Genomic DNA, 12,493 nt, shown 5'->3' on the forward strand with positions numbered 1-12,493 from the left:
TAGTTTAAATAGTATTAATCTATTTAGATTTAATTCATAAATACCTTTTTTTTCATTAATTTGCTAGATAAACACCAACAAAAATGAAAAAACTCTCTTTGAGAGCCATATTGTCTATGGCTTTATTGTTTGGAATTTCGGCCACATGGGCACAACAAGTTCCTTCTGCAAATACTAATCCTATTTCTAAATACGATTATTATGAGGCATTCTCTCCATTGTTCTATTCAAAAAACGGAACCACAACCCGTTCAGCAAGTGGCCAGCCGGGTGCTGAATATTGGCAAAATAGGGCAGATTATAAGATTACTGCAAGATTAAATGGAGTTACGAATGAAATTATTGGTACAGATGAAATCACTTATACCAACAATAGTCCAGATAAGATGTCTTTTGTTTGGCTTAATTTAGATCAAAACTTATTTAAGGAAGATTCACGAGGAAATGCTGTAGTACCTTTAACAGGAAGTCGTAACGGAGCCCAAGGTCAGGTTTTTGATGGTGGAAATAAAATTAAATCAGTAAAAGTAACTGTTTTTAATAAGAAAAAATCAGTTGAAACTGATGCAAAATATATTGTTACTGATACAAGAATGCAGATTTTTCTTCCAGAAGAATTAGCAGCAAAAGGAAGTAGTGTTAAAATTAAAATTGAGTTCTCGTACATAGCTCCAAATGAAGGATCAGATAGAACAGGAGTTCTTGAAACTAAAAATGGGAAAATTTTTACTATAGCACAGTGGTATCCACGTATGTGTGTGTATGATGATGTAAGAGGCTGGAACACACATCCATATTTAGGAGCATCAGAGTTTTATTTGGAATATGGTGATTTTGACTTGAAATTAACTGTTCCTGCTAATCATTTTGTAGTTTCTTCAGGTGAATTAGTAAATGCTTCTGAGGTTTATACTGCCGAACAACAAAAACGTTTAAAAGAAGCCGCTCAAAGTGATAAGACTGTTATGATTCGCTCTGCTGAAGAGGTTGCATCTGCTGTAGCTGCTCCAGTAAATGGAGAAAAAACATGGCATTATCAAATGAAAAATGCACGTGATGTTTCTTGGGCATCTTCGGCAGCATTTATTTTAGATGGTGCAAAGATTAATTTACCTAGTGGTAAAAAGTCATTAGCTCTTTCAGCTTATCCAGTAGAAAGCGCAGGAGATGCTGCTTGGGGTCGTTCTACAGAATATACTAAAGGAGCAATCGAAAATTATTCTAATAAATGGTTTGAATATCCTTATCCAGTTGCAACAAACGTAGCAGGTAATGAAGGAGGAATGGAATATCCTGGTATTGTATTTTGTAGTTGGGAGTCTAAAGGAGAAGATTTATGGGGAGTTACAGATCACGAATTTGGACATATTTGGTTTCCAATGATTGTAGGTTCAAATGAAAGATTATTTGGGTGGATGGATGAAGGATTCAATACTTTTATCAACTCATTAAGTACTGCTGAATTTAATAAAGGGGAGTACAAAGAAGCGCCAAGAGATATGCATAAAATGGCTGAGATGTTTACTAGTCCAAAGCTAGAAACTGTTATGAGTTCTCCAGATAATATGAAGGAAGCAAACATTGGATTGTTGTGCTACTATAAACCAAGTTCTGCTTTGGTAATTTTAAGAGAACAAGTATTAGGAAAAGAGCGTTTCGATATCGCATTCCGTACCTATATTGAGCGTTGGGCTTACAAACATCCAACACCAGATGACTTCTTCAGAACAATGGAAAATGTTGCTGGAGAAGATTTAAGTTGGTTCTGGAGAAGTTGGTTTGTAAATAACTGGCGTTTTGATCAAGGTATTAACGCTATCAAATATGTGAAAAATGATCCTAAAAATGGAATTATTATCACTATTGAGAACTTTGAAAAAATGGCAATGCCTGTTATAATAGATGTAAAAACTAAAAGTGGTAAAGTTTCTAGAGTAAAATTACCAGTTGAAATCTGGCAGAGAAATGTAGAATGGTCTTTTAAATTTGATTCTACAGAAGAAATTGAAAGTGTTTCAATTGATCCTGATCATGTTTTTCCAGATAGCAATGTAAGTAATAATGTATGGACAGCCGGAAGTGGTAAAATTGAAAAAGATGTTGTTTTAGATTCTTATCTAGGTACATATTCTAGTAAAATCTCACCTCTAAAAATTATATTCACAGAAAAAAATGGAGCTTTAACAGTAGAGTTGCCAAACTATCCTAAATTTTCACTTCAGCCTGTTGCTGATGCAGTTGATACTTTTGAATCAAAACGAGCTGGATTAAAATTTGCATTTAGTAAAACAGGATTGAAAATGACAATTTTAGAGAACTCACAAGTAATGGAATTTACAAAAGAGTAAATAAAAATTTAATTATGAAATAGAGCTTATAAGCTTTTTTATAGACCTTTATGAGGTTTTAATTAATGAAATCGGCTGTTTGAGTTAGACTCAAATAGTCGATTTTTTTATTAAAAATTTAATTTTCACTCAGAAATTAGCTGTTATGATGCGATAAATCTGCAGAAACAACATTTTATTAAAAAAATGTTACAATTTTTGATTAACGTGTTGTAATTAAAAAAAAGATGTAAATTTGCATCGATGAATAAAATAAGTTTACATATAACTTCTTTGTCACGGACAAACTCAGTTGCTACTTCTCCCGAAGTACGGATACTATCTATATAGTATTCAAAAGAGTTTTTCGTTGTATTTATTTATATTCATTTTTTTGTCTTGAAATTACCTAAGTTGTCCTTTGGACAAACACATCCTAGAAGTACATTTTATTTAAAAATTTCTCAGTATCATCTTTTTGATATTAAGGGTTTTACGTATATTTTATTTAGCTTTGCTGAAGCAACTCTTGGGTTTCAGAAAAAAAATCATGTTTTATTTTTTAACCCTAACTTCAACTATTGAAATGAAGATCTCTATTGTTGTAACACAAGAAGAACATTATAAATATGCGCAAGAAATTTGCGATACCATAGAGTCGTCTGCCTTATTGAGAGGTACCGGAATTGCTAAAAGAACTCCAGAGTACATTCAGAAAAAAATGGAGAACAGAGACGCATTGATCGCATTGGCTGATGGTAAATTTGCAGGGTTTTGTTATATCGAAAGCTGGCAACATGGCAAGTTTGTGGCTCATTCTGGATTAATAGTACATCCTGATTATAGAAATTTAGGTTTAGCCAAAAAAATCAAATCAAAAGTTTTTGACTACTCATTAGAAAAATACCCTGATGCCAAAATATTTGGTATAACAACTGGTTTGGCTGTTATGAAAATCAATTCAGATTTGGGATATAAGCCAGTTCCCTTTTCAGAACTTACAAGTGATCCAAGCTTTTGGGCAGGTTGTAAAACTTGTACAAATTATGAAATATTAAAAAGTAAAGAAAATAAAATGTGCTTATGCACAGGAATGTTGTACGATCCAAAAGAAAAACAAAAAGATCCGCCAAAACATCCATTTAACGTAAAAGTACTCAATAGATTAAAATCAATTAAACAAGCCCTTTTCTTAAAAAATAAAATTATGAAAAAGTTGTATTAGCTTATAGCGGAGGATTAGATACTTCGTACTGCCTTAAATATTTAAAAAATGAAAAAGGATATGAAGTCCACACTGTACTTATTAATACAGGAGGTTTCGATGAAGAAGAACTAAATGCTATTGAAGAAAGAGCTTACGAATTAGGAAGTGCTCAACATGCAAATCTTACAATCGTAGATAAATACTATGATAAAGCTATAAAATATTTGATTTATGGAAATGTACTAAAAAATAATACCTATCCATTATCTGTAAGTGCAGAACGTGTTTTTCAAGCTATTGAAGCAATAAAATATGCTAAAAAAGTTGGAGCAGAGGCAATTGCACATGGAAGTACAGGAGCGGGAAATGATCAAATTAGATTTGATTTAATTTTTCAAACTATCGCTCCCGAAATTGAAATCATTACTCCAATTAGAGATTTAAAATTGTCAAGACAAGAAGAAGTTGACTATTTGCAAAAAAATGGAGTTCATTATTCTTGGGAAAAAGCACAATATTCGATCAATAAAGGACTTTGGGGAACGAGTGTAGGAGGAAAAGAAACTTTAACTTCTAATCAGGCTTTACCAAGTGAAGCATATCCATCGCAATTAGAAAAAGATGGTGAAGAGAAGGTAACTTTACAATTTGAAAAAGGAGAATTAGTAGGTGTGAATAACATTAAAAATACACCAACAAAAAATATTGTTATCTTAGAAAAACTAGCTAATGCGTATGCAATTGGTAGAGATATTCACGTAGGAGATACGATTATCGGTATTAAAGGAAGAGTAGGTTTTGAAGCAGCAGCACCATTAATAATTATAAAAGCACACCATTTATTAGAGAAACATACATTAGGTAAATGGCAGCAATATTGGAAAGAACAGTTAGGAAACTGGTACGGAATGTTATTCCATGAAGGTCAGTTTTTGGATCCTGTAATGCGTAATATTGAAGCTTTCCTTGAGGATACTCAAAAAACTGTAAATGGAACTGTAATTGTTTCATTAAAACCATATCACTTTTCGCTTGACGGAATTGAATCAGATAATGATTTAATGAATACAGGATTTGGTCAATACGGAGAAATGAACAACGCTTGGACATCTGATGATGCCAAAGGATTTATTAAGATTTTAGGAAATGCTCAAAATATATTTTCATCCGTAAATCACTTAGACTATGATTAATGTTGGAATAATAGGCGGTTCAGGCTATACAGCTGGGGAATTGATAAGAATATTAATGTATCACCCTAATGTAAATATTGATTTTGTGTACAGTACCACTAATGCAGGTAAGCCATTATCTGTAGCACATCACGATTTATTAGGAGATATTGAAATGGATTTTACCGATGCAATTAACCCAGATGTAAATGTATTGTTCTTATGTTTAGGTCATGGAAAGTCTATTTCATTTTTACAAGAAAATAAATTTGCAGGTCATACTAAAATTATTGATTTAGGAAATGATTTTAGATTGACTAAAGATTCAATTTTTGATGGAAAACAATTTGTTTATGGATTACCAGAATTGAATAAAACGGCTATTAAAAAAGCAAATTATATTGCCAATCCAGGTTGTTTTGCTACGGCAATTCAATTAGCATTGTTGCCCTTGGCAAAAAATCAGCTTTTAGAAAATGACATACATATTAACGCTACAACAGGAAGCACTGGAGCAGGCGTAAGTCCTTCAGAAACTACACATTTTAGTTGGAGATCAAATAATATGTCGCATTATAAAGCATTTGATCATCAGCATTTAGGAGAGATAAATCAAAGTGTAAACCAACTGCAGGCAACTTATTCAAATGAGTTACTTTTTATTCCAAATAGAGGAGATTTTGCAAGAGGAATTTTTGCAACATTATATACTACTGCAGAGGAGAGCTTAGATGAAATCGTAGCAAAATATGAAGATTTTTATAAAAATGAACCGTTTGTAACAGTAACTACAACCAATATCAATATGAAACAGGTTGTACAAACAAACAAATGTATTATTAGTTTAACTAAAAAAGGAAACCGGATATTGATTACTTCAATAATCGATAACTTAACCAAAGGAGCTTCTGGGCAAGCAATTCAAAACATGAATTTAATGTTTGGATTACCAGAAACGACAGGTTTACATTTGAAACCAAGCGGATTTTAGAAAAATTTGTTTCAGGATTCAAGTTCTGCGTTCAGTACATAACTTGAAATACCAATACTGAAACTTAAACTAGTTTCGAGTTTGAAGTTTCACGTTCTAAACATAACTTGAAACTTTAAACCTGAAGCAAAATAAACAAAAAGAAGACATGAATTTATTTAACGTATACCCACTTTATGACATAACTCCTGTAAAAGCAATAGATTGCACAATTACAGATGATAACGGAGTAGAGTATTTAGATTTATATGGTGGTCATGGAGTAATTTCTATTGGTCATACACAGCCAGATTATGTATCGAAACTTAAAAATCAATTAGATAATTTAGGTTTTTATTCTAATGCAATTCAGAATCCTTTACAAGTAGAATTAGCGGAGAAATTAGGGAAACTTTCAGGATTAGAAGATTATGAATTGTTTTTATGTAGTTCAGGAGCAGAAGCAAATGAAAATGCATTGAAACTAGCTTCTTTTCATAACGGAAAATCAAGAGTAGTTGCTTTTGATAATTCTTTCCATGGAAGAACTTCAGCAGCAGTTGCAGTTACAGATAACAAAAAAATCGTAGCTCCAATAAATGCACAGCAAGTAGTTACTTTCTTGCCTCTTAATAATATCGAATTAGTAGAAGCAGAACTTGAAAAAGGAGATGTTTCGAGTGTAATTATTGAAGGAATTCAAGGAGTAGGTGGCTTGGATGAGGGGACAACTGAATTTTTTCAGGCTTTAGAAAAAGCTTGTAAAAAACATGGTGTAGTTTTAATTTTAGATGAAGTACAATCAGGTTATGGAAGAAGCGGAAAGTTTTTTGCATACCAACATCATAATATCAAAGCCGACATTATTTCGGTGGCAAAAGGAATGGGGAATGGTTTTCCGGTTGGAGCGATTTTAATTTCTCCAGAATTTGAAGCTAGTTTCGGATTGTTAGGAACTACTTTTGGAGGAAGTCATTTATCTTGTGCAGCAGGAATTGCAGTTTTGGATGTAATGGAAAAATTAAAATTACAGGATAATGTAAATGAAGTTTCTGCTTACTTTTTTGAGCAAATCAAGCAAGTACCTCAAATTATAAAAGTAAAAGGAAGAGGATTGATGCTTGGTGTAGAATTTGATTTTGAAATTGGAGCACTTCGTAAAAAATTAATTGTAGAGAAACATATTTTTACAGGAAGCGCCAACAACAAAAATCTATTAAGAATTTTACCTTCATTAACAGTAAAAAAATCAGATATAGATGTATTTATTGTTGCATTGAAAGAAAGTTTAGCCGAATTAGGGCATTAGTTTTTCATTGCTAACTACATACAACAACTACCAAACAACCAACTATAAAAATTATGAACCACCAATTATCAATTGAAAAGCGAAATTTGGTCCTACTCTCGATGGCAAAGCTTGTCGAAGAAGAAAGAAACCAAATAATTCTGACGAATCAAGCTGATCTAGCCGCTTACAATGGCACAGATTTAGCGATGGAAGAACGTTTAAAAGTCGATAATAAGAAGATTGATGAAATGATTTTGTCATTGAATCAGTTAGCATCTCAGGAGGATCCTGTTGGTGTAGAAAGGTTTCATTTTATACATGAAAATGGGATTAAAGTCAGTAATAAAACGGCAGCTTTTGGTACGATATTAATTATTTATGAATCAAGACCCGATGTTACAATTGAAGCTGGTGGAATTGCCTTTAAATCAGGAAATAAAATTTTACTTAAGGGAGGAAAAGAAGCATTAAAATCTAATCTAAAGATTGTAAGTTTATGGCATCAAGCTTTAACAGAGAATAATGTTTCGACAGAGTGGGTTGAGTATTTAAATTTTAATAGACAAGAAACACAGGCTTTTTTAGAAAAACCAACACAAAAAGTAGATTTAATTGTGCCACGTGGTGGAGAGAAGTTAATTGAATTTGTAAAAGCGCATGCAACTTGTCCAGTAATTGTAAGTGGCCGTGGCAATAATTTTGTTTACGTTCATAAAGAAGCAGATACAGACATTGCATTGAAAGTAATTTTGAATGCAAAAACATCTAAAATCTCAGCTTGTAATGCAATAGACAAGGTTTTAATAGATTCTGGATTGCCAAATTTTGAAGGGTTTTTGGCTATTCTAATAGAGGAGCTAGATGAATCAAAAGTAGAGATCATTGTAGATAAAATATTAGAACCTTTTACAAATACAAGCGTTTTGAAAAATGAAGATATTTGGTATGAAGAATTTTTGGATTATAAAATTGTATTAGGGGCAATCGCTTCAGAAGAGGAGGCTATTGCAAAAATTAATAAATATTGTGGAGGGCATTCAGCTGCAATTATTACAAGAAATAAAGCTGTTGCCCAGGAATTTATGGACTCGATTGATGCTGCAGCGGTTTATCATAATACATCAACTCGATTTACTGATGGAGGACAACTTGGTTTAGGTGGAGAATTAGCTATTAGTACAGATAAACTGCACCAACGGGGACCAATCGGATTGCAACATCTAGTTACCAATAAGTGGTATATTTATGGAGAAGGGCAAATTAGGTAATTTAGACTTCTTAGATTGTTAGGCTATCTTAGAATTTTAGATTGATGATTAACGATTTTTGATTTTAAAATTTAGTTATAGATATAGCTTTGTGAACTTAGCGTTTATAAAGGTTTAGAAAATAAAAATCTTGCACTCCCAATAGTTATCGGGATTGCGGTTAAAAAAATATACAGTTAAAAGAAAATTTACAATATAAAAACTCAGAACCTTAGCCACTTAAAAAAAATGACTAAAAAAGGATTTTATTAAAAATTGGAAGTAATACGTTAACCAAAGAAACCAATCATATTTCGAGAGGAAAGATTGAGGATATTGGAATGCAAATTGCTGCTTTAAATGATAGGTACGAATTTGTGATTGTAAGTTCTGGAGCTATTGCCGCAGCGAAACAATTTGTGAAACTAGAGAGCAAAGGGAAGGAAATTATTGTAAAACAAGCTTTAGCATCGATTGGTCAGCCTCATTTAATGCGGATTTTCCATGAGAACTTTAGCGATTTAGGTTTGTTGACCTCACAATGTTTGTTGTCCTATTCTGATTTTGAAAAAGAACAATCCAAAATCAATATTGTAAATACAATAAATGTTTTAGTAGAGAACAATTACATTCCTATTATTAATGAAAATGATACTGTAGCAACCGATGAAATTCAGTTTGGAGATAACGATAAACTAGCTGCATTAACGGCTGTTTTATTAAATGTAGATATTTTGATAATTGCTACGAATACAAGCGGAATTTATACGAAAGCATCTATCCATAATGAAGTACCAGAAACGATAGCTTTAGTGAATGATCTACAGCTTTTAGAAAAAGAAATTGGAGAATCTAAGTCGTCACACGGAACAGGAGGAATGCAATCAAAAATTGAAGCCGCAGCAATTGCCAAAGCAGCAAATATTGAAACCTGGATTGTAAATGGATTAGATGATAATTTTATTTTAAAAGCATTAAAAAATGAAATTCCTTTTACCAAGATTGTGTAAAGATGTTGATTTGGTTAATCGTTAATTCGAATAATGATTATTGAATAAGAACACGGATGATAAAGGTTTTTAGAAATGAGAATAAAAAGAAAACATAAACTATATTTTTAATTCAAATTATGATGATTGTCAAAAGAAGAACACGGATAGTGCGGATTTACTAATGTAAAGACACAAATAAAAACAGATACTATTCTTAAAAATGTTGATTCGGTTAATCGACTATTCGGTTAAACAGTTAAACAAATAACAATTAAACAATATATTATGAACTATATTTCAATTCAAGATATCAACTCATTATCAAAATGGGTTAAAGGGGCGTTAAAAATCAAGAAAAAGCCACTAAAAAATCAACACCTAGGGAAGAACAAAACCTTAGGGATGTTATTTTTTAATCCGAGTTTAAGAACGCGTTTGAGTACTCAAAAAGCAGCTTTAAACTTAGGGATGAATGTCATGGTAATGAATTTTACTAATGAAGGCTGGACATTAGAGTTTGAAGATGGAGCAATTATGAATTCTGGTGCTTCAGAGCATATAAAAGAAGCTGCAGAAGTAGTTTCGCAGTATTGTGATATAATTGCGATTCGTGCCTTTGCAGGTTTAGAAAGTAAAGAAAAGGATTATGCTGAAACTGTTATTTCAGGATTTATAAAACACGCAACAGTGCCTATTGTAAATATGGAAAGTGCAGTTCGTCATCCAATGCAATCTTTGGCAGATGCAATTACAATGGAAGAGTATAAAACCAAACATAGACCAAAAGTAGTCCTTTCTTGGGCGCCACATCCTAAGGCTTTACCTCAGGCAGTTGCAAATTCATTTGTAGAAATGATGCAAATGCAAAAGAATATGGACTTTGTAATTACGCATCCAGAAGGATATGAATTAAGTCCAGAAATAACAAAAGACTGCAAAATTGAATATGATCAAGATAAAGCATTCGAAAATGCTGATTTTGTATATGTGAAAAACTGGAGTAACTTTAATGACTATGGTAAAGTAACAAATTTAGATCCAACGTGGACAGTTACTGCCGAAAAAATGGCTTTAACAAACAACGGAAAATTTATGCATTGTCTTCCAGTTCGTCGTAATGTAATTGTGAGTGACGAAGTTTTGGATGGCGAAAATTCAATCGTAATCGAGCAAGCGAATAACAGAACATATTCAGCACAATTAGTGTTGCAGAAGATTCTAAAGAAATTATAATTTTATAGGTGCAAAGGCACAAAGTTGGAAAGGTTCAGCGATTTTACAAACTGAATCTAAGCTTTGTTTCTTTGTTCCTTTGAACCTTTGAACCTCATGAAAAAAGTTACAGTAATAAAAATAGGCGGGAACATAATTGATAATCCATCAGAATTAGAACAGTTTTTAACCGATTTTTCTAAAATAGAAGGTCATAAAGTATTAGTTCATGGAGGAGGAAAATCGGCTACTAAAATGGCAGAAAGTATTGGTTTGGTTCCGCAAATGATTGATGGCCGTCGTATAACAGATGCTGCAATGCTAGATGTTGTGGTGATGATTTACGCAGGTCAGATTAATAAAAATATTGTAGCGCAATTACAGTCTAAAAATAATAATGCAATTGGATTTTCGGGAGCTGATGGAAATTTAATCCAATCAACAAAAAGAAATCATCCAACAATCGATTATGGTTTTGTGGGTGATGTAAAGCAAGTTAATACAAAATTACTAGCTACATTACTAGAAAATGAAATTGTACCAGTTTTTTGTGCAATTACACATGATAAAAAGGGACAATTGCTAAACACAAATGCTGACACGATTGCAAGTGAATTAGCGATTGCTTTATCTGAAGTCTTTGAAGTTACACTTACATATTGTTTTGAAAAACAAGGTGTTTTGTCAGATTCAGAAGATGATTCATCGGTAATCACAGAAATAAACGAAGCTTTATATGCACAGTTAAAAGCCGAAAAGGTGATTCATTCCGGGATGATTCCTAAGCTAGATAATTGTTTTAACAGCTTGTCTAAAGGAGTTCAAACAATAAAAATTGGACACCATAGCATGTTGCAAAATTCTAATATATTGCACACAACGATTAAATTATAAAAGAAAAAAGTTGCTAAGTTTCTAAGAAACCATGATTTTTGCAATCTTAGAAATACAGAATCTTAGTACCTCAGTACCTATTTAAAAATGAAAAATATAGAAACGCTCCAGCAAGAAGCAATAGCATTATTGAAAAGTTTAATCGAAACCCCTTCTTTTTCAAGTGAGGAAGATCAAACGGCACTTTTAATCGAAAATTGGTTCAATCAAAACGGAATTCCTTTTAAGAGAGAAAACAATAATGTGTGGGCTTTCAACAAGTATTTTGATGAAAAGAAACCAACTCTTTTACTTAATTCACATCACGATACAGTAAAACCAAACCAAGCATATACTAATGATCCTTTTAAAGCTATTGTAAAAGACGGCAAATTATTTGGATTAGGAAGTAATGATGCAGGAGGTTGTTTGGTTTCGCTATTGGCAACGTTTGTACATTTTTATAACAACGAAAAGTTATCGTATAATTTGGTAATCGTAGCTTCTGCAGAAGAAGAGAGCAGTGGGAAAAATGGATTAAATAGTGTTTTACAACATTTACCAGAGTTGGATTGCGCAATTGTAGGGGAGCCTACATTGATGCAATTGGCTGTAGCCGAAAAAGGATTATTAGTGCTAGATGTTAAGGTAAAAGGTACAGCAAGCCATGCAGCACATCAAAATGAAGATAATTCATTATATAATGCTATTCCGGTAATGGAATGGTTTAGAAACTATAAATACGATAAAATATCTGATGTTTTAGGGCCAGTAAAAATGACTGTAACTCAAATAAATGCAGGAAAACAGCATAACGTAGTGCCATCAGAATGTGATTTGGTAGTCGATATTCGTGTAAATGATTGTTATTCAAATACCGAGATTTTAGAAGTGGTAAAAGCCAATATAAAAGCTGAAGTAACACCGCGTTCTATGCATCTTAATGCATCCTCAATACCAGTAGCACATGCTTTGGTTCAAGCAGGAATTGCTTTAGGAAGAACAACTTATGGTTCGCCAACGCTTTCGGATCAATCCGTTTTAAGCTGCCAGTCATTAAAGTTAGGACCCGGAGAAACATTGCGTTCACACTCGGCAGACGAATTTATTTTTATCAATGAAATTGAAGAAGGAATCGAATTGTATATTAAAATACTAACTGATTTCTTTAAATTATAATATTATCTTCTTGTTATTTTTTG

Annotated in this window: 9 protein-coding genes and 1 pseudogene; all 10 read left to right on the forward strand. The window is 32.5% G+C overall.

Translation table 11 applies throughout. From position 1 onward, the window contains the following. The first annotated feature begins 83 nt into the window (after window positions 1-83). The 10 genes and pseudogenes from EAG11_RS03990 to EAG11_RS04035 all read left to right on the forward strand — a co-directional run bounded on the left by EAG11_RS03990 (window position 84) and on the right by EAG11_RS04035 (window position 12,470). Window positions 84-2,348 (forward strand): M1 family metallopeptidase, encoded by a 2,265-nt coding sequence (locus tag EAG11_RS03990; RefSeq protein ID WP_129538011.1) that lies wholly within the window; start codon window positions 84-86, stop codon window positions 2,346-2,348. A gap of 565 nt (window positions 2,349-2,913) precedes the next feature. Then, window positions 2,914-3,552: a GNAT family N-acetyltransferase gene (locus EAG11_RS03995; RefSeq protein ID WP_129541019.1), complete on the forward strand. Its 639-nt coding sequence runs from the start codon at window positions 2,914-2,916 to the stop codon at window positions 3,550-3,552. Next, window positions 3,537-4,727: pseudogene (locus EAG11_RS04000) on the forward strand (argininosuccinate synthase); the annotation flags it as partial. The gene EAG11_RS03995 and the pseudogene EAG11_RS04000, both read left to right, overlap by 16 nt. Further along, window positions 4,720-5,697 (forward strand): N-acetyl-gamma-glutamyl-phosphate reductase, encoded by a 978-nt coding sequence (gene argC / locus EAG11_RS04005; RefSeq protein ID WP_129538012.1) that lies wholly within the window; start codon window positions 4,720-4,722, stop codon window positions 5,695-5,697. The pseudogene EAG11_RS04000 and the gene argC, both read left to right, overlap by 8 nt. Before the next feature lie 148 nt (window positions 5,698-5,845). Next, window positions 5,846-6,985: an aspartate aminotransferase family protein gene (locus EAG11_RS04010; protein WP_129538013.1), complete on the forward strand. Its 1,140-nt coding sequence runs from the start codon at window positions 5,846-5,848 to the stop codon at window positions 6,983-6,985. A gap of 53 nt (window positions 6,986-7,038) precedes the next feature. After that, complete coding sequence (locus tag EAG11_RS04015; protein ID WP_129538014.1) at window positions 7,039-8,235, forward strand: glutamate-5-semialdehyde dehydrogenase; 1,197 nt, start codon at window positions 7,039-7,041, stop codon at window positions 8,233-8,235. Window positions 8,236-8,477: 242 nt separating this feature from the next. Further along, window positions 8,478-9,224 (forward strand): glutamate 5-kinase, encoded by a 747-nt coding sequence (gene proB, locus EAG11_RS04020; RefSeq protein ID WP_129538015.1) that lies wholly within the window; start codon window positions 8,478-8,480, stop codon window positions 9,222-9,224. 267 nt (window positions 9,225-9,491) lie between these two features. After that, window positions 9,492-10,439 carry an N-acetylornithine carbamoyltransferase gene (locus EAG11_RS04025; protein ID WP_129538016.1) on the forward strand — a complete coding sequence of 316 codons (948 nt, stop codon included), beginning with the start codon at window positions 9,492-9,494 and terminating at the stop codon, window positions 10,437-10,439. A gap of 96 nt (window positions 10,440-10,535) precedes the next feature. Continuing rightward, window positions 10,536-11,312, forward strand: coding sequence for an acetylglutamate kinase (argB, locus tag EAG11_RS04030; protein WP_129538017.1), 777 nt, complete (start codon window positions 10,536-10,538; stop codon window positions 11,310-11,312). 87 nt (window positions 11,313-11,399) lie between these two features. Then, window positions 11,400-12,470 carry a M20 family metallo-hydrolase gene (locus EAG11_RS04035; RefSeq protein WP_129538018.1) on the forward strand — a complete coding sequence of 357 codons (1,071 nt, stop codon included), beginning with the start codon at window positions 11,400-11,402 and terminating at the stop codon, window positions 12,468-12,470. The last annotated feature ends 23 nt before the right edge of the window (window positions 12,471-12,493 follow it).

Source organism: Flavobacterium sp. 140616W15 (assembly GCF_003668995.1).
GTDB lineage: Bacteria > Bacteroidota > Bacteroidia > Flavobacteriales > Flavobacteriaceae > Flavobacterium.